The organism is Caulobacter sp. FWC2 (assembly GCF_002742625.1).
In the GTDB taxonomy this organism is placed as follows: Bacteria; Pseudomonadota; Alphaproteobacteria; order Caulobacterales; family Caulobacteraceae; genus Caulobacter.
On the sequence record NZ_PEBF01000001.1, the window covers coordinates 2105012 to 2126162 of the forward strand.

Genomic DNA, 21151 nt, shown 5'->3' on the forward strand with positions numbered 1-21151 from the left:
ATTGTAATGCCCGGGGTGTCGCGGGCGGTTGGACGCGAACCCGAAGCGGCTTAACCCTGGCGGCGAGACAGGAGGCGCCGGATGGCCGAGACATTGCAGATGGGCCTGCCGGGCTTCGACCCGCCGACGCCGACCGACCGGCTGATGTTCCTGCTGTATCCGGATGCCGCCACGGCGGAACGGATCGCCGCCGAGGCGCGCCGGCTGAAAGAGGCCCTGGGTCTGCGCGGTCAGCCGTTGCTGACGGACCGCTTCCACATCACCCTGCATCACCTGGGCGACTATGTGGGTCTGCCCAATGACATCGTGGCCAAAGGCAAGGACGCCGGGGCGGCGCTGAAGGCCGCGCCGTTCGAGGTCACGTTCGATCAGGCCGTCAGCTTCGCCAACCGGCCGGGGAACAGCCCCTTCACGCTGCAGGGCGGGGAGGGCGTGCAAGACCTGATCGCGTTCCAGAAGGCGCTTGGCGAGGCGATGGCTTGGGTAAAGCTGAAGCCCGACAGCGGCTTCACCCCACACATCACGCTGCTCTACGACGGCCAGGTGATCCCGGCCCAGGCCATCGCCCCGATCCGCTGGACGGTGGATCGCTTCGTGCTGGTGCAGAGCAAGCTGGGCCAGACCCAGCACATCGTGCTCCAGGCCTGGGATCTGACCGGCTAGGATCGGGGAGATTCGCTCCCGGAGACCCGGCCATGACCCCTACCATGTATGGCATCAAGAACTGCGACACGGTCGCCAAGGCGCGCAAGTGGCTGGAAGCGCGCGGCCAGGCCTATGACTTCCACGACTACAAGGCGGTCGGGATCGATCGCGCGACGCTGGAAGGCTGGGTCCAGGAACACGGCTGGGAGACGATCCTGAACCGCGCGGGCACGACCTTCCGCAAGCTGGACGAGGCCGATCGCCAGGACCTGAACGCCGACAAGGCCATCGCCCTGATGCTGGCCCAGCCGTCGATGATCAAGCGCCCAGTGCTGGACCTGGGCGACCGCCGGCTGGTCGGCTTCAAGCCCGAGATCTACGAAGCCGCAATCGGCTAGTCCGCGAACCCGTCCAGGCCTTCCCTCGCGCTGTGAGAGAAGTTTAAGACGACAATTTCCAGGGGATCAGTCTATCACTGGACGGAAGGTCTCGCGTCGTGGCGAGCCATTAGGGGGTTTTTGAAGCGTGGGGGACGCTGTCTCGCGATACGAGCTGGTCATCTTCGATTTCGACGGCACGCTGGCCGACAGCGCGGCGTGGATGATGCGGGCTGTCAATCCGATGGCGCGCCGGTACGGCTTCAAGACCGTCACCAACGAAGAGATCGAGATGCTGCGTGGCCGCAGCACCCGAGAGGTCATCCGCTATCTCGGCGTCTCGCCCTGGAAGCTGCCGCTGATCGCCCGCGCCGGCAAGAAGTTGATGGCCGCTGACGCCCACACCATTCCGCTGTTCCCCGAGACCGCCCGCATGCTGCGCGCCCTGCACGCGGCCGGCGTGAAGATCGCGGTGGTCAGCTCCAACAGCGAGGCGGTGATCCGTCGCGTGCTAGGCGAAGAGCTGGGCGACCTGATCAGTCTCTATGCCTGCGGGGCGTCGCTGTTCGGCAAGGCCCGCAAGTTCAAGCAGGTCACGGCCCGAGGCGTCAGCCGCGACAAGGTCATCTGCATCGGCGACGAAACCCGCGACATCGAGGCCGCCCGCGCGGTGGGCCTGGACTGCGGCGCGGTCGGCTGGGGCTACGCCAAGCCCTCGATCCTGGCCCAGCACCAGCCGACGGTGTCGTTCGCCACGATGTCGGAAATTATTTCGTACGTCTCTGCATCCAGCCCGGCGGTCGGCGGCGACTAACCTTCGAAAGCGCGAATGATCGCGCCCTGATCGAAGGAGCTGACCGTGGCCGACCTGTTCTCTGACTTCTGGTGGCTGATGTTCCCGATCGGCGCCATGGCGCTGGGCGCCTTCCGGTCGTGGATGGACTACCGCGCCCGCCGTGAAGTTGTGGAGGCCCTGCGAGACCTGGCCGCCAAGGGCCAAGAGCCGCCGGCCGCGCTGCTGGCGCAGCTGCAACGCTGAGGACGCGAAATGTTCGAAGACCTTTTCCGTCAGTTCTGGTGGCTGATCTTCCCGATCAGCGCTTTCATGGTTGGAGCGTGGCGCAGCTGGCTGTCCTACCAGGCCAATCGCGAAACGCTGGACCTGATCAAGACCTACGCCGCCGCCGGCCGCGATCCCCCAGCCGAGCTGCTGAGCAAGCTCGAGCGGCGCTGGCCCGACGAAAGCCTGGATGATCATCGACCCCGCTATCGTCGCCGGCGCGAACGCAGCTGGTATCAGGTGGTGCTGTTCGGTCTGTTGAGCGCGGGGTTCGCGGTCTCGGCGGCCACCGACCTCTATGGCTCGGGTGAGGCTTTCACGATCGTGGCCTTCGTTCTCGGAGCCCTTTGCGTGGCGACCCTGGTTCAGGTGCTGCTCGACCGAAACGGCCCGACGATCTGATGGACGCCGCGCTCGTCAGGCAGGCGCGCGCGGGCTCCCAGGCGGCCTTCGCCCGGCTGGTGGCGATCCACGAGAAGCCTCTGCGAGGTTTTCTTCGCAAGAGCGGCTGGACCGAGGCAGACGACATCGCCCAGGAGGCCTTCGTGGCGGCTTGGGCGGGCTTGCCCAGGCTGCGTGAGGACGAGGGCTTCCGGGCCTGGCTCTACGGCGTGGCCTGGAAGAAAGCCCTGTCGCAGCGACGGGGCGCCCAGCGCGCCGCCGCCCGCGACGAGGCCTGGCGGGGAGAGCAGGAGCTGGAGGCGGCCGCCGAGGTCGGGGCCGAGGACCGTATGGCCCTCGAAAAAGCCCTCGCGACCCTGCCGGAAGACCAGCGCGCCTGCGTCACCCTATGCCTGGGCCAAGGCTGGTCCCACGCCGAGGTCTCCGATGCGCTCGGGCTTCCCCTCGGCACCGTGAAATCGCATGTTACCCGTGGCCGCGAGCGGCTGCTGTCTGTTCTTGGAGGTTCCCAATGAACCTGGACGATCAACTCTCGGCGTTCCTGGGCGAAGAACCCAAACAGAGCCGCGCCGACGTCTTCACCGCCGAGGTGATGAAGCGGATCGAGCGCCAGGTTTTCGTGGACCGCCTGACGGCGAGCGCCGCCGGGGCGGCGGTCATCGCTCTGGTGATGTGGGCGTGCGCGCCGATTTTGACGAAAGCGGTGGAGATCATTGCGCCGGGGCTGGCGCCTGTCGCGGCCTTGGGGACTTTCGTCGCTGCGCTCTTGATGGTCGGCGGCTCTTCGGTATGGCGTCGTCTGGGCCTCGCGATCGGCTAGTTTTCTGGCCTTACGAAAGTTTCATCCCGGCGGGCGCCTCCAATCTGGACCGTGAACGCCTCTTACTAGTGAAGGCGGCGCGGGGGCGTCGTCCAAACAACTCGTTGGAGGATTTAAAATGGGTCCTGAAATCATCGTTCCGATCGGCGCCTTCGCCATGATCGTCGCCATCGTGGTGCTGCCGTTCTACTTCAGGAGCCGCGAGCGTCGTGAAATGCAGCGCACCCTGCGCGTGGCCATCGAGAAGGGTCAGCCGGTCCCGCCCGAGGTGATCGAGGCCATGAGCCGCAGCGTGAAGACGCCGCCGACCCGCCTGCGCGATCTGCGCACCGGTGTGATCTGGTTGGCCGTCGGCATCGGCATCGCCGGCGCCACCTACTTCGGCGACTTCATCCATGGCGGCAACGACTTTGACGGTTTCGGCTTCGCCTGCATCCCGGTCGTGATCGGCGTGGCCTTCATCGTCCTCAGCTTCTTCAATCCGAACAAGGAAGAGCGGGTCTAGGCGGCTCGCGAGCCTTGGGAGGGGCATGATCCAATGGGCACGGAACGCCCGCCAACTGGTCACGACGTCGAGCTCGCCGCGCAAGCAGCGGCGGGCGATCGCCGGGCTTACGGGGAGCTGGTGCGCAGGCACGGCTCGGTTGTCCGGGGTCTCCTGAGACGCATGGGCGCCGACTCGGCCACCGCCGACGACCTGGCCCAGGACGCCTTCATGACCGGTTTTGAACAGGCGGCCGAGTTTCGCGGGGAAGGGACCTTCGGGGCCTGGATCAGGAAGATCGCCGCGCGGCTCTATCTGAAGAAGGTCAAGCGCGAGGCGCGTCTGATCTTCTCGGACACCATCGAGCCGGTCGAGGATGTCATGGTGCGCGACGCGTCGAAGGACGCGGCCAGCCGCATCGACCTCGACGAGGCCCTGAAGTCGCTGTCACGCGGTGAGCGCCTGTGCGTTTCCCTGTGCTACGGCGCCGACTGGTCCCACGCCGAGGCGGCCGAGGCCTTGAATATCCCGATCGGCACGGTCAAATCCCATGTCAAACGTGGTTTGGATAAACTCCGGGCGAAACTCGCCCGGCCAGAAGACCAACCTGAGAAAGGCGCGAGGAGGGAAGCTCATGGCTGAACCCGATTTCGAAGCCCAGCTGAGCCGCATGTTCGCTGAGCCGCCGTCGTTCCCCGACGCGGCCCTGTTCAATGCCGAGGTCGCGGCCAAGCTCGACCGTGGCTGGGCGATGCGGCGACTCTTCATTGCCGTGGCGGGGGGCGCGGCGGGGCTGGTCGCGGCCTTCCAGATATTGTCGACCCGCTTCTCCAGTGAAGTCGCGCAGCTGTCGAAGAACGGCAGCCACACGCTGGAAAACGAGATCAGCGCTGGCGTGGCCAAGTTCAACGCCGTGCTGACGACTCCGTCCAGCGCCGAGGCGGTCTGGCTGGCGGCGGGCCTGGCGGTGGTGGCGCTGGCGTTCTTCGTGACGCGCGCGGTGGAGGACTTCTGACGCGGCGGGGCCAAGGTCGGACGCGCCGCGCCGTGCTGAACGGTTATCGCTGTTCATGTTGCGGCGAGGCGCGTTCCAGCCCACAAACGGCCTCTCAAAAGACCCGCTTCAGGGAGCGAACGCCTGTCAGCCCATCGTGAAGAGTCGGTCCGCCGTCTGGCCGCCCCCGACATCACCGCCCGCAAGGGCGGCGTTCCCATTGTCTGCCTGACGGCCTACACCGCGCCGGTCGCCGCCGCGCTGGACGAGGCCTGCGACCTGCTGCTGGTCGGGGATTCGCTGGGCATGGTCGTCCATGGCCTGCCCAACACCGTCGGCGTGACCCTGGACATGATGATCCTGCACGGTCAGGCAGTCATGCGTGGCTCCAGGAAGGCCATGGTCGTCATCGACATGCCGTTCGGCTCCTACGAGAATTCGCACGAAGAGGCCTACGCCAACGCCGTGCGGATCATGAAGGAGACGGGCGCCCAGGCCGTGAAGGTCGAAAGCGGCCCGACCGTGCCGGCGACCATCGCCTATCTCACCCAGCGCGGCGTGCCGGTCATGGGCCACGTCGGCCTGCGCCCCCAGGCGGTGCTACTGGAGGGCGGCTTCAAGGCCAAGGGCAAGGATGAGACGGGCCGCGCCAAGGTGCTGGAAGAGGCCCGCCTGACCGCCGAGGCCGGGGCCTTCGCCATCGTCGTCGAAGGCGTAGCGGAGAGTCTGGCCCGTGAAGTCACGCAGGCCGTCTCGGTCCCGACCATCGGTATCGGCGCCTCGGCCGGCTGCGACGGTCAGGTGCTGGTCGTCGACGACATGCTCGGCCTGTTCGACTGGACCCCCAAGTTCGTCCGCCGCTATGCCGATCTGAAGGGCGAGATCGAGCGCGCCGCGGCCGAATTCGCCCGTGACGTGAGGGATCGCAGCTTTCCGGGCGACGCCGAGACCTACTACGCCAAGAAGCCCTGAAGCGCTTTGGCGACAAACCTGGAACGACGATCGAAATCGCCGTTCCAGCGGGCGTTGCGGCCCGGCGCGGCACGCTATAGGTTCGCCGCCTCGGTGAGCGGCCCTCCGCCCGCCACAATCTGTCTTCAACCCAGCGGCGTCGCTCCAGTGCGGGCGGCACGCCTGGGCTAGCGCCTGTTTCGGAGCCTCGTTTCGTGGTCGATGTTTTTGACGAAGTCGAAGAACAGCTTCGCTCGGAGCGCTATCGTACGCTTGCGGTGAAATCGCTGCCGTTCGTGGCGGCGGCCGTGGCGGCCGTGGTGATCGGCGTCGGGGGCTACTGGGGCTGGACCTCGTACCAGACGACCCAGGCCAACAAGGCCTCGGAAGGCTACCAGGCCGCGCTGGAATCTGCCCAGAAGCAGGGGCCGGCCGGCGCTTTCGGCCAGTTCAAGGCCGTCGCCGACAGCGGCGCCCAAGGCTACAAGGCCCTGGCCCTGCTGCAGATGGGCGACATCCGCCTGGAAGAAAACAAGACCAAGGAGGCCGTCGGCTATTTCGACGAGGCCGCCAAGGCCGCGCCGAATGCCTTGCTGGGCGACCTGGCCCGCCTCAAATCCGCCTTCGCCCTGATGGACACGGCTCCCTACAAGGATCTTGAGTCGAGGTTGACGCCGTTGGCGGGGGAAAAGAGTCCGTACCGCGTGTACGCCAGGGAAGCGCTGGCCTTCGCCAAGCTACAGGCCGGCGACCTGAAGGGCGCGCGCGGAGATTTCGTGATCCTAGCCAATTCGCTGGATAGCAGCACGTCCGAAGAGGTGCGCCAGCGCGCCCAGGCGGCCATGCAACTGATCGACTCGGGCACCGCCAAGGACCTGGCCGCCGCCGTGAAGGCCGCCGCCGCTCTGCCGCCGATGCCGCCGATGAGCCAACTGCCCGCGGGCCTTGCTCCGCAAGCCGCCCCTAACGCCCAATGAGCCGCCTGATGATCTCCAAGCGTTCCGTCGCCCTGGTCGCGCTGATGTCGGCGTCCATGGCCGTCACCGGCTGCTCGACGGTTTCGAAGCTCAACCCTTTCAACGGCAAGGACAAGAACAAGTCCACGGCCAGCCAGGGTCAGCGCATCTCGATCATCGCCTTCGACCAGAAGGTCGAGGCCAACGAGTCGCTGAAGGGCGCCGACTTCTTCCTGCCCGAACCGGTCGCCCAGGCCGAATGGCGCCTGCCCGGCGGCAACGCCGAGCAGTCGATCGAACATGTCGACGCCGGCAAGGACTTCCAGATCGCCTGGAAGAAGGGCTTCGGCAAGAAGAGCGGCAAGACCTTCCATGTCACCGCGCCGCCGGTTTCGGCCGACGGCCGCATCTTCGTGATGGACGGCGAGGCCGACGTCGTGGCGATCGACGCCAAGTCGGGCGCGCAGATCTGGCGCAAGGACCTTCGTCCGGCCGCCGGTTCGATCAAGAAGGCGGGCTTCATGGGCCTGCTGCCCAAGAAGAATGACCGCCTGGGCTTCGGCGGCGGCGTCGCCGTCGGCGCCGACAACAAGCTCTATGTCGCCTCGGGCTTCCGCTTCGTGGCCCAGCTGGATGCCGCGTCTGGCAATCTGAACTGGACGCAGCAGGTCACCACTCCGATCCACGCCGCGCCGACCGTCGCCGACGGCCGCATGTTCGTGGTCTCGACCGACAACGAATTGCTGACTTTCGACGCCGCCACGGGCGCGCCGGGCTGGACCTACCAGGCGCTCAGCGAACCGGCCCGCATCCTGGCCGCCTCGACCCCCGCCGTCAGCGGCGACACCGTTGTGGCCGGCTTCGCCTCGGGCGAACTGGTGGCCCTGCGCGCGACCAACGGCAACGACCTGTGGAGCGAGGCCCTGAGCCGCGCTAGCCGCACGAACGCGCTGTCGGAAATCCGCGACATTCCGGGCCGCCCGGTGATCTACAAGGGCGACGTCTTCGCCGTCAGCCACTCGGGCGTCTTCGCCGCCACCGACCTGCGCTCGGGCCAGGCCCGCTGGAGCCTGCCGGTCACCGCCATCACCACCCCGTGGGTCGCCGGCGACGTGGTCTATGTCGTCGACAAGGCCGGCCAGGTGATCTGCGTCTCGCGCGAGAACGGCTCGGTCTACTGGATCCAGGACCTCAACAACACCGAGGCCCTGTCCAAGAAGCAGAAGAAGAAGCGCGCCAAGCACCCGATCCTATGGTCGACCCCGATCCTGGCCAATGGCCGACTGATCACGGTGTCCAGCACGGGCGAAGCCGTCGCCCTGAACGCCAAGACCGGCGTCAAGGAAAAGACCCTTAAGATCGGCGCCTCGGTGCTGATCAACCCGATCGCGGTCGGAAACATGATCTACCTGGTCACGGACGAGGCCGAACTGGTCGCCATTCGCTAAGCCAGAAAGCGGGCCTTCGGGCTCGCTCGACAACTTGAAACGCTCTTGAGCCCGGGTCCGCGAAAGCTGGCCCGGGCGTTCGCTTTTCCAGCGCCTTTTGCGGTGGGGGCGAAAATCGACTACTGGACGCCTATGCCTTTGAAACTCGCCATCGTCGGCCGCCCCAATGTGGGCAAGTCCACGCTGTTCAACCGCCTTGCCGGCAAGAAGCTGGCCATTGTCGACGACCAGCCGGGCGTCACCCGTGACCGGCGCTACGCCTCGGGACGCTTGGGCGACCTGGACCTGGAATTGATCGACACCGCCGGCTTCGAGGACGTCTCGGACGAGAGCCTTGAAGCGCGCATGCGTCACCAGACCGAGCTCGCCGTCGAGGAAGCGGACGTCTCGCTGTTCATCTACGACGCGCGCGAAGGCGTGACCCCGCTGGACGAAGTGTTCGCCACCCTGCTGCGTCGCCGGGGCAAGCCGGTGATCATCGCCGCCAACAAGGCCGAGGGCAAAGCTGGCCAGTCGGGTATCGGCGAGGCGTACAAGCTGGGCCTGGGCGAACCGATCCCGATCTCCGGCGAGCATGGCGAGGGCATGGCCGAGCTCTACGCCGCCATGCTGGCGGCGTTCCCCGAGGACCAGTACTCCGAGGACGAGGAAGACGACGACAAGCCAATCCGCCTGGCCATCGTCGGCCGTCCGAACGCCGGCAAGTCCACCCTGATCAACCGCCTGATCGGCGAGCAGCGCCTGCTGACCGGCCCGGAGGCCGGCATCACGCGCGACTCGATCTCGGTCGACTGGATCTGGGGCGACAAAAAGGTGCGCCTGGTCGACACCGCCGGCCTGCGCAAGAAGGCCAAGGTGCAGGAGAAGCTGGAGAAGCTCTCCACTCAGGACACCATCCGCGCCATCACCTTCGCCGAGGTCGTGGTGCTGGTGATGGACGCCACCCACCCGTTCGAGATCCAGGACCTGCAGATCGCCGACCTGACCGAGCGGGAAGGGCGGGCCCTGGTGTTCGTGCTGGCCAAGTGGGACCTGATCGAGGATCAGGCCGCCACCCTTGCCGCCTTCCGCGAGCACGCCGAGCGCATGCTGCCCCAGGTGCGCGGCGCGCCGGTTGTGGCGCTGTCGGGCGAGACCGGCAGTGGCGTCAACAAGCTGATGCCGGCCGTGCTGAAGATCCACAAGGACTGGTCGACCAAGGTCAAGACCCGCGACCTGAACGACTGGCTGCAGATGGCCATGCAGCGCCACCCGCCGCCCGCCGTCAGCGGCCGCCGCGTGAAGCCCAAATATATGGCCCAGACCAAGGCCCGCCCGCCGACGTTCGTGCTGTTCTCCAGCCGCGCCGACCAGATGCCCGACCACTATCGGCGCTATCTGATCAATTCCTTGCGCGAAAGCTTCGACCTGCCGGGGGTGCCGCTGCGCATCACCATCAAGTCGGGCGCCAATCCCTATGCCGACGGCGAGGCCAAGGGCCACAGCGGCCGGGGCAAGCGCGAATTCGAGCGCCGCGAACGCGAGGAGGAACGCATCCGCGCCTCGCGCAACACGGTCAAGAAGTCCAAGCGCATCGCCGACGAAGCGGCCGCCAAGGCCGCGATCGAGGCGGGCCTGCCCGATCCGCGCGAGGTCAAGCCGGTGAAGAAGAAGGCTCCGGCCGCGTCCGCCAAGGCTGCTCCGGCTGTCGAGGGCGCGCCCAAGGACGTCGGGGCCGCCGAGCCCGGCAAGGCCGCGGTCAAGTCGGTCAAGAAGCTGGGCCCCAAGGTCCAGAAGAAGGTCTCGACCACGCCCAGCTACAAGGTCGGCGCCAAGTCGGCCGGCGGCAAGGCGGCGGGACCCAAGCGTCCGGTGTCCGGCGCGCGCACCGTCCGGGGCAACACCGGTCCGGGCAAACCAAAGGGGCGCTGAGCCTAAACTTCGCCATACGCGTTCAGCCTTGTGGGCTGAACGTGGAGGATGGCGATGCGAGGCTTGGGGCTGGCGTTGATGTTGATGGCGCCGCCAGCCGCTGCGGCGGCGGGCGACTACAAGCCCGTGGTCTGCACCAGCGCGGTGACATACGTCGGCGCGCCGCTGCACGTCGCCGTCGCGCCGCCGTTGCTGGCCGAAGTCCCCAAGGCCGGGCTCGATCCTGAGGCCGTCGCGCGCCTTGAGGCGGCTTTCGCTCAGGCCAAGGCCGCGACCAAGGCGCCGGCGCTGACCGCCGCCGTGTTGATCCCTGGCAAGGGCGCCTGGAGTCGCACCGACAGCGGCGAGCAGCCGCCTATGCTGTTCTGGGCCAGCGCCGGCAAGAGCCTGGTGGCCGTCGTCGTCCTGCAGCTGGTCGAGGCCGGCAAGCTCAAGCTGGAAGATCCGATCTCGAAGTACGTTGCTGGCGTGCCCAACGGCGATGTGGTGACGATCCGCGACCTGCTGGCCCACACCGGCGGCCTGTTCAGCGCCAACGAGGATCTGAAGGCCCGCGCCGAACGTCGCGCCCACACCCTGGACGAGGATGTGAAGATCATCGCCCGCCATGGGGCCATGTCCTGTCCCGGCGAGCGCTGGCGCTATTCCAATACTGGCTACGCCCTGCTGGGTAAGGCGATCGAGACGGTTGATGGCCAGACGTGGCAGGCCGCCGTCGAGGCGCGGATCATCAAGCCGCTGGGCCTGAAGTCGCTGCGGATGCTAGTTGACGGCGACAAGGGCGAGGACGTCGCCAAGCTGGTCTCGGCCAAGGAAACCCCGATCGAGCCCGCCTGGGCCGGCGCGGCCGGCGGCGCCGTGGGCTCGGCCGAGGACATGGCCCGGGTCTGGGCGGCGCTTTTGGGCGGCAAGCTGCTGAAGCAGGAGACGCTGACGGCGATGTTCGGCCAGCTCTATCCGATGTTCGACGCCAGCAGCTTCTACGGCCTGGGCGCGATGGTCATCGAGGTTCCGGAGGCAGACGGCTCGAAAAGCCTTTGGCTGGGACATCTGGGCGGAACGCCGGGCGCCAGCGCCGTCGTGGCCTATTGGGTCAGGGACCAGGCGATCGTGGCCGTCGCCTTGACCGGAGACGGCTCTGCGACGGCCACGGCGAACCTGCTGCTGAGGCAGCTCCGCCCTTAGAATTCCTGCCAGTCCGCCGGCGCGACGGCGGTCGCGGGGCGGCCTGGGCGGCTGGAGGCCTTGATACGAGCGCGCGGCTCGGCCGCCGGTTGGCGCGCGATGCTCCTGCCGGTCTGGAAGCGTGACACTTGGCGGGCAAGATCCTGGGCCTCGCTCCGCAGCGACGCCGACGCGGCGGTTGCCTGCTCGACCATGGCGGCGTTTTGCTGGGTGACCTGATCCATCTGGTTCACCGCGGCGTTGACCTGGTTCAGGCCCGTGGCCTGTGCCTGCGACGACTCAGCGATCTCGCGGATCAGGCTGTGGATCTCGCCGACCTTGCCGACGATGCCGCTGAGCGCCGCGCCGGTGTCTCCGACCAGGCGCACGCCGCGCTCGACCTGGGCGGTCGAGTTGGCGATCAGGCCCTTGATCTCCTTGGCGGCGTCCGCCGAGCGCTGGGCCAAGGCCCGGACTTCCTGGGCGACGACGGCGAAACCGCGACCCGCCTCGCCCGCGCGGGCGGCTTCGACCCCGGCGTTAAGGGCCAACAGGTTGGTCTGGAAGGCGATCTCGTCGATGACGCCGATAATCTGGGTGATCTGGCCCGAGGACTTCTCGATCTCGCCCATCGCGGTGACGGCCTCGCGGACGACCTCGCCGGAACGGTCGGCGTCGGTCGACGCTGCCGACGCCGCCGTAGAGGCTCGCTTGGCGCCGTCGGCGCTGCGACGGACGGTGGCGGTGATCTCGTCGAGCGCCGCGGCCGTCTCTTCCAGACTGGCGGCCTGCTGCTCGGTGCGCTTTGACAGGTCGTTCGCGGCGCTGGCGATCTCGTTTGACCCGCTCTCCATGCCTCGGGTCGCGTCGGCGATCCCGTTCATGGCCTCTTTCAGGCTGTCGATGGCGCTGTTGAAGTCGTTTTTCAGCTGGGCGTACCGCCCGTTGAACTGGGCCTCGATGCCCGCGGTCAGGTCGCCGCGCGCCAAGCGGTTCAGGCTGTCGGCCAGCGCCGAGACGACGTGTTCCTGCTCGTCCTGCACGGCCTTGCGCTCGCCCTCGACCTGATGTCGCTCGGTCTCGATGGCGGTGATGTCAGAGGCGAACTTGATGACCTTCACCGGCTTGCCGGTGTTGTCGAAGACCGGATTGTAGGAAGCCTGGATCCAGACCGCCTTGCCGCCCTTGCCGATACGCTTGTACTTGTCGGCGAAGAATTCACCCGCGTTCAGTCGACCCCAGAACTCGCGATAGTCGTTACTCGCAGCATAGGCTTCATCGACAAAAAGGCTGTGCTTCCGGCCTTGGATCTCGCTCAGGGCGTAGCCAAGCGTTCTCAGGAAATTCTCGTTGGCGGTGATGATCGTGCCGTCGAGATTGAACTCGATGACCGCCTGAGACCGCTGGATAGCGTCGACAATGCCTTCAAGATCGGCGATCCGAGCTGCGACGCCACCGGTGTCACGACCGCGGGAAAACAGCGCCATCTGCGAACTCCAAACGGCGTGATAGCCGTGCGGCACGATGTCGCGGAGGGCGGGTTAAATAACCGCTAACTCTTCACCGATGAGCGAAGAGTTTATCTTCAGAATTGGCGCTTCAATAGTATTCCAAATCGCCACAACTCAGGCGGTTATCTCTGGAATAGTACTCGACATTTGAGAGGCTCGCGGGTGCGTCTCAAGCGTCGACGCTAGGCGCTTCCTGGCCGCGATCCTTGAAGCGAACCACGCCCTTGGGCGGTTCGCGGTCAGGGCGGACCAGGTCGAGGACGAACGGCACGATGGTCTCGGGCGCGGGAATCGTCTGGGGATCCTCGCCCGGAAACGCGCCGGAGCGCATCCGGGTGCGCATGGCGCCGGGGTCGACGCACAGGGCGCGGACGGCGGTGTTCTCCATCTCGTCGGCATAGACGTCGACAATGGCTTCGAGCGCCGCCTTGGTGGCCGCGTAGGCGCCCCAGAAAGCCGGGCGGGTCTTGGCCACGCTGCTGGAGAAGAACAGGGCCCGGCCGGCGTCCGACGCGCGCAGCAGGGGATCCATGGCGCGGATCAGGCGCCAGTTGGCCGTCAGGTTGGTGGACAGGATCATGTCCCAGCCTTTCGGCTCCAGGTGGCTCACAGGGGTCAGCGGACCCAGCAGGCCGGCTGCGCCGACCAGGATGTCGAGCTTGCCCCAGCGTTGATGGATGGCCGCGCCCAGCTGGTCCAGGCCGTCGGGCTCGCGCAGGTCCAGCGGGACAAGGGTGGCGCGCTCGCCGGTCGCTTCCAGGATGGCGTCGTCCAGGGCCTCGAGCGCGCCTTGGGTGCGGCCCACCGCGATCACGTGGGCGCCGGCCCGGGCAAGACCCAGGGCGACCGCCCCGCCGATGCCGCGCGTGGCGCCGGTGACAAGAGCGATGCGGCCGGCCAGCGGCTTTTGGGAGTCGGAAGTCATGGGCGGGTTCTAGAGCAGGCGAGGGCGGACGGAAACCGGGGCAAGCCCTTAAGCTTGCATCTCCTGTTCGGCGGCTTTCCGGGCGTAGTGCTGGGCGATGACCGAACAGGCCATCAGCTGGATCTGGTGGAAGATCATCAGCGGCAGGACGATGATCCCCGCCGTCGGACCGGGGAACAGGATGCCCGCCATCGGCACGCCGGTGGCCAGGCTCTTCTTTGAGCCGCAGAAGGTGATGGCCTTCTCGTCTTCGGGCGAGAAGCCCAGGGCCCGCGCGCCGAAGGTGGTGGCGGCCAGCACGATGGCCAGCAGCGTCCCGCAGACCGCCAGCAGGATCGCGAGCTGCAGCGGCGAGATCTTGTGCCAGATGCCGCCGACCACGGCCTCGCTGAAGGCGGCGTAGACGACCAGCAGGATCGAGCCTCGGTCGACATAGCCGATCAGCTGTTTGTGGCGCTCGATCCACTTGGCGACCAGCGGTCGGGCCAATTGGCCGGCGATGAATGGCAGGAGGAGCTGGACGACGATGTCCTGCACCGACTTCCAGCCGCCCGAGGCGCCGCCCTGGGTGTGCATCAGCAGGCTGACCAGCACCGGGGTGATGAAGATCCCGAACAGGTTCGAGGCGCTGGCCGCCACGACGGCGGCCGCGACATTGCCGCGCGCGATCGAGGTGAAGGCGATCGACGACTGCACCGTGGAGGGCAGGCAGCACAGGAACAGGATCCCCGCCGCCAGGGTCGGCGGCAGCAGGTTGAGCTTGCTGGCCAGCAAGCCCAGGACCGGGAACATCACGAAGGTGAAGGCCAGGATCAGCAGGTGCAGCCGCCAATGGGTCAGGCCCGCCACCACGTTGTCGCGCGACAGCTTGGCCCCGTGCAGGAAGAACAGCAGGGCGATGGCCAGCTTGACGACGATGTTCAGGCCGTGCGCGGCCTCGCCACGCACGGGCAGGATCGAGGCCAGCACGACCATGCCGAACAGGGCGAGGACGTACGGCTCGAGCTTCAGCTTCTCGAGAACGCTCTTCAGGGTCACGGAAAGACTTAGGCGCTGAGCAGCGAAAGCTGCTTGTCGTTTGTCTCGTTGCGGCCCTCGGCGATCTCGCGATCCGTCAGGCGAGTCGGATAGTCGCCGGTGAAGTAGTGGTCGGTGAACTGCGGCGCGGCCGGGTCGCGCGGACCGGCGTCCAGGGCGTCGTACAGGCCCTCGACCGACAGGAAGCCGAGCGAGTCGACTTCCAGGAACTTGGCCATCTCTTCCAGCGACTTGTTGGCCGCCAGCAGCTGTTCGCGCTCGGGCATGTCGATGCCGTAGAAGTCGGGCCACTTGATCGGCGGGCTGGCCGAGCGGAGGTGGACCTCCGTGGCGCCGGCCTCGCGGACCATACGGACGATCTTCAGCGAGGTGGTGCCGCGCACGATCGAGTCGTCGATCAGGACAACGCGCTTGCCGGCCAGGATGGCGCGGTTGGGGCTATGCTTCATGCGCACGCCCAGTTCGCGCACGCCCTGGGTCGGCTGGATGAAGGTGCGACCCACATAGTGGTTGCGGATGATGCCCATCTCGAACGGGATGCCGCTCTCCTGGGCGAAGCCCAGGGCCGCCGGCACGCCCGAGTCCGGCACCGGCACCACGACATCGGCCTCGATGCCGGTCTCCTTGGCCAGGTTCCTGCCCATGCGCTTGCGCACGCCATAGACCGAGCGACCGTTCACGACGCTGTCGGGACGGGCGAAATAGACATATTCGAACACGCAGGGGCGCGCGGCCTGGGTCTGGAACGGCTTGGTCGAGGTGATGCCCGTCTCCTCGATCACCACCATCTCGCCGTGCTCGATGTCACGCACGAAGCGGGCGCCGATCATGTCGAGGGCGCAGGTCTCGGACGCCAGGACCGGCTTGCCGTCCAGGTCGCCCAGCACTAGCGGGCGGATGCCCAGCGGGTCGCGTAGACCGATCATCTTCTTGTTGGTGATGGCCACCAAGGCGTAGCCGCCTTCGATCTGGCCGACGGCGTCGACGAAGCGGTCGACGATCTTGGCCTTCCGCGAACGGGCGATCAGGTGAAGGATCACTTCGGAGTCCGAGGTGGACTGGAAGATCGCGCCCTCCTGCACCAGGCGCTCGCGCAGGGTCAGGAAGTTGGTCAGGTTGCCGTTGTGGGCGATGGCCACGCCGCCGGTCTCGAGATCGGCGAACATCGGCTGGACGTTGCGGATGCCCGCGCCGCCGGCGGTGGAATAGCGGGTGTGGCCGATGGCCAGGGCGCCCGGCAGGCGCTGGACGAGGTCGGCGCCGGTAAAGGCGTCGCCGACATGGCCCATGTGGCGTTCGGTGTGGAAGCGGGCGCCGTCGAAGGCGGCGATGCCGCAGGCCTCCTGGCCGCGATGCTGCAGGGCGTGCAGGCCCAGCGCCGCGATGGCGGCGGCGTCACGCACGCCGAAGACGCCAAACACGCCGCACTCGAGGCGCAGGGTGTCGTCCTCGGGGTCGCGCCAAGGCGACGAGGAATAGCGGTCAGTCGACTGGCCCAGGAAGGTCATCGCGATTTCTCCACCAGGTCGTCGAGCTTCCGACGCTGGTCATCATCATAGCCTTTATCCGACGACTTCTCGCCGGACGTATTGTCGCCGCCCTCATGAACGGCTTCCTTGATCGCCGGGGCCAGCTTGCCGGCCAGGGCCTTGCCCTTCGGGGCGAAGACCTTGAGCACCGTGCCGCTGGCTTCGGACAAGGGATAGAAAATCGAATCCTCAACCCAGTGCGGCATGCGGTCCGGCGGCGTCGCCAGGTGCAGCAGCAGGTTGAAGACGCCCAGGATGACCACGGCCCGGATCACCCCGAAGGTCGCACCGACCGCGCGGTCCAGCGTTCCGGCCGAGGTCTCGTGCAGGCTGGCGGTCAACTGGCCGCCGATCAGGCGGATGATCAGGAAGAAGACGACGAACACCACCACGATCGCGGCGGCCGTGGCGGCCCAATCCGGGTCCATGAGGCTGCGGAAGATGGGCCCCGAAATGCGCAGGCCGAACAGCGAGATGGCGGCGGCGATGATGAACGACAGAGCCGAGGTCAGCTCCCGCGAGGCGCCGCGCGTCCAGCCAGTGACGCCGGAGATCAGCAGCAGCAGTCCGGCGATGATGTCGAACGGCGTCACGTCAGGCTGCTCCAGATCTCGTCGCCGATGCGGCGGACGGCGTCCGCGACACGGGCGACACCCGCGACCGGCAGGGCTCCGCCGCCTTCGGGAAGACCCGAGAGCGGGCCGAGGGCCCGGCCAAATCCCAGTTTCGCGGCTTCCTTCAAACGCGTCTCCATCCGGCTGACGGGCCGTACTTCACCCGACAGGCTAAGCTCGCCGAACACGACGCAGTCCTGGGGCAGGGCGACGTCCAGAGCGGAGGAGGCCAGGGCCGCCGCCGCCGCGAGATCCGCCGCCGGCTCCGTGATCCGGATGCCGCCAGCGACGTTCAGATAGACGTCCTTGTCGCCAAAACCAAGGCCGCATCGGGATTCCAGGATCGCCAGGACCATGGCGAGGCGTCCGGAGTCCCATCCGACCACGGCGCGACGCGGCGTCCCATACGCGGAAGGCGCGACCAGGGCCTGGAATTCCACCAGCACGGGCCGAGAGCCCTCAATGCCGGCGAACACCGCCGCGCCGGCCGAGCGTTCGCCGCCCTCATTGAGGAACAGGGCCGAGGGGTTCTTGACCTCGCGCAGGCCGACGTCGCCCATCTCGAAGACGCCGATCTCGTCGGTCGCCCCGAAGCGGTTCTTGGCCCCGCGCAGGATGCGGAACGGATAGCCACGCTCGCCTTCGAAGGCCAAGACGGCGTCGACCAGGTGTTCGACCACGCGCGGGCCGGCGATCTGGCCGTCCTTGGTGACGTGGCCGACCAGCAGGATCGCCACGCCCTTCTTCTTGGCCAGGCGCACCAGCTCGGTGGCGCAGGCGCGGACCTGGGTGACGGTGCCAGGGCCAGCCTCGTGGGCGTCGCTCCACATCGTCTGGATCGAGTCGATGACCACGAGATCGAAGTTGTCGCGCTTCAGCCCATCCAGGATATCGCGCAGCGAGGTCTCGGCCGCCAGGCTGACATTGGCCTGGGCCAGGCCCATGCGGTCGGCCCGGCCTCGGATCTGCTCCACGGCCTCTTCGCCCGAGATATAGGCGCAGGAGACGCCGCGCAGGGCGGCGCTGGCGCAGACCTGGAGCAGCAGGGTCGACTTGCCCACCCCCGGATCGCCGCCGATCAGGATGGCCGAGCCCGGGACCACGCCGCCGCCGCAGACGCGGTCGAACTCGTCGACGCCTGTCATAATGCGTGGAGGCGGGGCCGTGTCGCTTTGCAGGCCGGTGAACTGCAGGCCGCGCACGCGGGTGGACTTGGTCGTCGCCAGGGCGCCCGGCGGCCGGGCGCCGACTTCTTCGACCAGGGTGTTCCAGCTCTGGCAGGCAGGGCACTGTCCGGACCACTTGGTCTGGACCGCGCCGCAGGACTGGCAGGCGTAGACGGCGCCGTCGCGGGCCATGAAGTCTCCTGATTCTCGGATAGAGGGAGACTACAGGGTGGCGGGGCGCTGCGCCAAAGCCGGACGCAGCCAAGCTGCGAGCCGATGCGTTTGGATAAGGGCGAATGTCGAGGAGCGAGACGATGCGGAGCAAGGCCTGGTGCGCGGCGATCCTGGCGATGGCGGCCCTGGCGGCCTGCGGTCGCTCCCAGCCCAAGGACACGGACGCCTCCGCGCGCGTCGAGGTCAATGGCGGCGAGGTTACGGTCGGCCAATTGCAGAAGGAGTCCGCCCGCGCCGAGGCGGCGGCGGTGAAGGGAACCAAGCCCCTGGCGCCGGCCAGCTTGCCGGCCCTCCTGCCGGCTACGGTCGGCGGCTTTGTCCGCAGCAATGTCCAGAGCCTGGCCGGAACCGAGCCAGGCATGACCAGGGTAAGCGCTCGCTATGCCAAGGGCGCGGCGAGCTTCACACTGGAGGTCGCGGACCTGGGCGCGATCGGTTCGGTGGGCGCCAGCGACGACGCGGTCGGCGCGAACAGCACGCGTCGTACGGCCACCGGCTACGAGACTGTGACCACGGCCGCCGGCCGCACCGTCACCGAGCAGTGGGACGAGACCGCCAAGGCCGGTCGCTACGCCGTGGTCGCCGCCGACCGCTACAGCATCGCGGCTGACGGCGCCGCCGACAGCGCGACCGTGCTGAAGGCGGCCGTCGAGACGGTCAACGCCGCGCGCTTGCGGGCGTTGGCCGCCCCGTAGCGCGCGACGCCTACTGGCTGATGATCACCTTTTCGACGCCCAGGCCGATCCGGCGAGGGTCTGCCGGCGTCGAGGGCATGGGGGCGCCGATCGCATACTCCAGCGTCAGCGGCTCGCCAGGCTTGATGAGGTCGGAGGGGACGCTGACCCGATAGGGGCGCCAGTTGGCCTTCTCGACGTTCCAAGTGACCAGCTTGCGGCCCTTCACCGACACCTCGATCTTCTGCATCACCTCGGGCGGCTTGTTGAAGCTCATGGCGTGCAGTTCGACGATGAGCGGCGCGCCGGCCGTGAGGTTGGGGACGTTGATCGTCATCACCGAATGCGGGCCATTGGACCAGATCCCCTTGGGATCTGCGGCCGACCAGCCCGAGATCAGCTCTGGCGGGCTGACACCCTGGTCGAAATTGACCTGGGCCAGCACGCGGCTGCCGTTCGGGACGTAGGGCGCGATCTCGGTCAGGCCCGGGACCTTGTCCAGCCCCTGGCCGCAGATCAGGCCGCGCAGGAAGCGGTGGCAGTCCGTGCGCTGGGTGAAGCGCCCGTACTCGGCGCCCGCGCTCTCTTCCATGACCACGGTGATGCGCGGATCGTTGGGGCCGGCGACCTTGAACAGGTCTTCCGGCGTCTGGCACGCGATGCCCTGGTCGCGGGCCGTGGAGGCGCTGTTCGACGTGCCGCCGGTGCGCACCGCCGCCAGGGTGAGCTGCGAGATCTCCATCTGGTCGATGACGTTGTTCGCGCAGAAATAAGTCGGAGCGAACACCCAGGGGCGGTTGTGCAGCACCGTCGATTTCTCGAGGTCGACCGGGTGATAGGACGGCGCGCCTTCGCTGAAGGTGTGGCGTACGCCGGCCCGCATCTCGTGGCTGTCGCCCCATTGCAGGCCGACGGCGATCGCGGCGATGGCCAGCAGGGTGACGGGGCGGGCATAACGGCCGATCTGCACGATCGAGACGGCGGTCAGCAGGTAGCCGGCGGCCCAGAACAGGCGGCCATGGGCGCGGAACAGGCTCAGCCACTCGAACACGCCCGACAGCTTCGGACCCGTGAACAGCAGGCGCTGGGCCAGATAGGGATTGGGACCGATGGCCCAGAGGGTCAGCACGACCATGGCCAGGGCCAGCGGGAGCCAGCGGCGGCTCCACACGCGAGCGGGCGTCGGCAGCCAGCCGTGGCGCACCGACAGCAAGACGCCGGCGGCGATCGTGAAGAGCACGCCAGCGCCCAGGTAGTTGTAGCCCTCGAACCATTGGCCGCCGTTGGGGTCCAGGGTCTGCTTGAACCAGCCGCCCTCGAAGGTCTGGCCGAACAGGGCCGAGCCCTGCGGCAGGATCGGACCCAGTATGTTCATCGAGTAGTAGCCGATGATCGGGCTCTTGCCGCCGCCGGCGCCCTGGCCGACGCCGTAGCCCAGCAGGACGGCGGTCAGGACCATGCCGCCCAGCACCAGGCCCGCGGCCTTGGCGCAGTTCAGCCAGGCCTTCGGGCGCTTCTGGGCGATCTCCGAGGCCATGGCCGCGGCGAAGCAGAAGCCGATCGGCGGCAGGTGATAGGCGTGAATGCCCATGGCCAGCACTGCCAGGCCCGCGAAGACGCCAGCGCGGCGCAAGGTCAGGCCGTGGCGAATGCTGTCGACCGCAGCGGCCAGGGCGAAGATCACCATCCAGTGTCCGCTCAGGGCCACGTGGCCATGGCGCATCAGGAAGGCGGGCGTCAGCAGGGCCAGCAGGCCGCCCATCGCCAGCAGCACGACCTGGCGGACGTTCAGGGCGCGGAGCAGGGTGATCATGGCCACCGGCTGCAGGGCGTAGGACACGAGGAAGAACAGGCCCAGGCCGTTCAGCCAATGCCACAGGCCCGTAACCTTCAGCGCGACCGTCATCCAGGGGATGCTGTCGGTATAGACGGTCGACAGCAGGGTTGGGTTCAGCAGGCGGTCGGTGACGACCAGCGGGAAGCGCCAGGCCTGGCGGAAAACCGCCTCCTGGCCGGCCAGCATGGTGGCCATGTCGTTATGCGGCGCGCGCCAGAAGTCGGCATGGGCGCCGATCAGCTTGAAGCCGATCAGATGATGGAACAGGCCGATGGCGGCGACCACGACAGCCAGGGCGACCCAGCGCCAGCCGGCCTCCTGGCGCGCGGCGGTCAGCAGCGCGCGCTTGGCTTCTTCGTACAGGTCCGACATCGACGCGCCCCCGGGCGAAACTCAATTGCAGGCTGAAGG

At 67.6% G+C, this 21151-nt stretch carries 23 protein-coding genes; 16 read left to right on the plus strand and 7 right to left on the minus strand.

Going from position 1 to position 21151, the window contains the following annotated elements; translation table 11 throughout:
* Window positions 1-81: 81 nt before the first annotated feature.
* The 15 genes from CSW62_RS10070 (at window position 82) to CSW62_RS10140 (ending at window position 11233) form a co-directional block, all read left to right on the plus strand.
* Window positions 82-663 (plus strand): 2'-5' RNA ligase family protein, encoded by a 582-nt coding sequence (locus tag CSW62_RS10070; RefSeq protein ID WP_099577391.1) that lies wholly within the window; start codon window positions 82-84, stop codon window positions 661-663.
* Window positions 664-695: 32 nt separating this feature from the next.
* Complete coding sequence (locus CSW62_RS10075; protein WP_099577393.1) at window positions 696-1043, plus strand: ArsC family reductase; 348 nt, start codon at window positions 696-698, stop codon at window positions 1041-1043.
* Between the two features lie 127 nt (window positions 1044-1170).
* Window positions 1171-1836 carry an HAD family hydrolase gene (locus CSW62_RS10080; RefSeq protein WP_099577395.1) on the plus strand — a complete coding sequence of 222 codons (666 nt, stop codon included), beginning with the start codon at window positions 1171-1173 and terminating at the stop codon, window positions 1834-1836.
* A gap of 45 nt (window positions 1837-1881) precedes the next feature.
* Window positions 1882-2061, plus strand: coding sequence for a hypothetical protein (locus CSW62_RS10085; protein ID WP_143324366.1), 180 nt, complete (start codon window positions 1882-1884; stop codon window positions 2059-2061).
* 9 nt (window positions 2062-2070) lie between these two features.
* Window positions 2071-2484, plus strand: a complete 414-nt coding sequence (locus CSW62_RS10090; protein WP_099577398.1) for a hypothetical protein — start codon at window positions 2071-2073, stop codon at window positions 2482-2484.
* Window positions 2484-2999 (plus strand): RNA polymerase sigma factor, encoded by a 516-nt coding sequence (locus tag CSW62_RS10095; protein ID WP_099577400.1) that lies wholly within the window; start codon window positions 2484-2486, stop codon window positions 2997-2999. The genes CSW62_RS10090 and CSW62_RS10095 overlap by 1 nt, the downstream gene beginning before the upstream one ends.
* On the plus strand, window positions 2996-3304 hold the full coding sequence (locus CSW62_RS10100; RefSeq protein WP_099577402.1) for a hypothetical protein: 309 nt from the start codon (window positions 2996-2998) through the stop codon (window positions 3302-3304). The genes CSW62_RS10095 and CSW62_RS10100 overlap by 4 nt, the downstream gene beginning before the upstream one ends.
* 118 nt (window positions 3305-3422) lie before the next feature.
* Window positions 3423-3809 carry a DUF6249 domain-containing protein gene (locus CSW62_RS10105; protein ID WP_099577404.1) on the plus strand — a complete coding sequence of 129 codons (387 nt, stop codon included), beginning with the start codon at window positions 3423-3425 and terminating at the stop codon, window positions 3807-3809.
* Between the two features lie 33 nt (window positions 3810-3842).
* On the plus strand, window positions 3843-4430 hold the full coding sequence (locus CSW62_RS10110) for an RNA polymerase sigma factor (RefSeq protein ID WP_099582237.1): 588 nt from the start codon (window positions 3843-3845) through the stop codon (window positions 4428-4430).
* Window positions 4423-4803, plus strand: a complete 381-nt coding sequence (locus tag CSW62_RS10115; RefSeq protein ID WP_199170562.1) for a hypothetical protein — start codon at window positions 4423-4425, stop codon at window positions 4801-4803. The genes CSW62_RS10110 and CSW62_RS10115 overlap by 8 nt, the downstream gene beginning before the upstream one ends.
* A gap of 123 nt (window positions 4804-4926) precedes the next feature.
* A complete protein-coding gene (panB, locus tag CSW62_RS10120; protein WP_099577408.1) occupies window positions 4927-5754 on the plus strand; it encodes a 3-methyl-2-oxobutanoate hydroxymethyltransferase in 828 nt (275 codons plus the stop codon).
* A 194-nt stretch (window positions 5755-5948) separates the two neighbouring features.
* Window positions 5949-6710, plus strand: coding sequence for a tetratricopeptide repeat protein (locus CSW62_RS10125; RefSeq protein ID WP_099577410.1), 762 nt, complete (start codon window positions 5949-5951; stop codon window positions 6708-6710).
* A complete protein-coding gene (locus CSW62_RS10130; protein ID WP_099577412.1) occupies window positions 6707-8137 on the plus strand; it encodes a PQQ-like beta-propeller repeat protein in 1431 nt (476 codons plus the stop codon). The genes CSW62_RS10125 and CSW62_RS10130 overlap by 4 nt, the downstream gene beginning before the upstream one ends.
* 132 nt (window positions 8138-8269) lie before the next feature.
* Entirely contained in the window at window positions 8270-10048 is a 1779-nt protein-coding gene (der, locus tag CSW62_RS10135; protein WP_099577414.1) for a ribosome biogenesis GTPase Der, read from the plus strand.
* 84 nt (window positions 10049-10132) lie between these two features.
* Complete coding sequence (locus CSW62_RS10140; protein WP_158235420.1) at window positions 10133-11233, plus strand: serine hydrolase; 1101 nt, start codon at window positions 10133-10135, stop codon at window positions 11231-11233.
* Here the strand turns inward: CSW62_RS10140 and CSW62_RS10145 are convergent.
* The 6 genes from CSW62_RS10145 to radA all read right to left on the minus strand — a co-directional run bounded on the left by CSW62_RS10145 (window position 11230) and on the right by radA (window position 18187).
* A complete protein-coding gene (locus CSW62_RS10145; RefSeq protein ID WP_099577418.1) occupies window positions 11230-12699 on the minus strand; it encodes a methyl-accepting chemotaxis protein in 1470 nt (489 codons plus the stop codon). The two genes, CSW62_RS10140 and CSW62_RS10145, sit on opposite strands and share 4 nt — an antisense overlap.
* A gap of 193 nt (window positions 12700-12892) precedes the next feature.
* Window positions 12893-13648, minus strand: a complete 756-nt coding sequence (locus CSW62_RS10150) for an SDR family NAD(P)-dependent oxidoreductase (RefSeq protein WP_099577420.1) — start codon at window positions 13646-13648, stop codon at window positions 12893-12895.
* 48 nt (window positions 13649-13696) lie between these two features.
* Complete coding sequence (locus CSW62_RS10155; RefSeq protein ID WP_099577425.1) at window positions 13697-14686, minus strand: bile acid:sodium symporter family protein; 990 nt, start codon at window positions 14684-14686, stop codon at window positions 13697-13699.
* 8 nt (window positions 14687-14694) lie between these two features.
* Complete coding sequence (gene purF / locus CSW62_RS10160; RefSeq protein WP_099577427.1) at window positions 14695-16194, minus strand: amidophosphoribosyltransferase; 1500 nt, start codon at window positions 16192-16194, stop codon at window positions 14695-14697.
* A complete protein-coding gene (locus CSW62_RS10165) occupies window positions 16191-16808 on the minus strand; it encodes a CvpA family protein (RefSeq protein WP_099577429.1) in 618 nt (205 codons plus the stop codon). Before CSW62_RS10165 ends, purF begins: the two co-directional genes overlap by 4 nt.
* On the minus strand, window positions 16805-18187 hold the full coding sequence (radA, locus tag CSW62_RS10170; protein ID WP_099577431.1) for a DNA repair protein RadA: 1383 nt from the start codon (window positions 18185-18187) through the stop codon (window positions 16805-16807). The genes CSW62_RS10165 and radA overlap by 4 nt, the downstream gene beginning before the upstream one ends.
* A 122-nt stretch (window positions 18188-18309) precedes the next feature.
* On the opposite strand from radA, the gene CSW62_RS10175 reads away from it, so the two are divergent.
* Window positions 18310-18924 carry a hypothetical protein gene (locus CSW62_RS10175; protein ID WP_099577434.1) on the plus strand — a complete coding sequence of 205 codons (615 nt, stop codon included), beginning with the start codon at window positions 18310-18312 and terminating at the stop codon, window positions 18922-18924.
* A 10-nt stretch (window positions 18925-18934) separates the two neighbouring features.
* Here CSW62_RS10175 and CSW62_RS10180 read toward each other — a convergent pair whose 3' ends face one another.
* Window positions 18935-21112 carry a hypothetical protein gene (locus tag CSW62_RS10180; protein ID WP_099577436.1) on the minus strand — a complete coding sequence of 726 codons (2178 nt, stop codon included), beginning with the start codon at window positions 21110-21112 and terminating at the stop codon, window positions 18935-18937.
* Window positions 21113-21151: the final 39 nt, after the last annotated feature.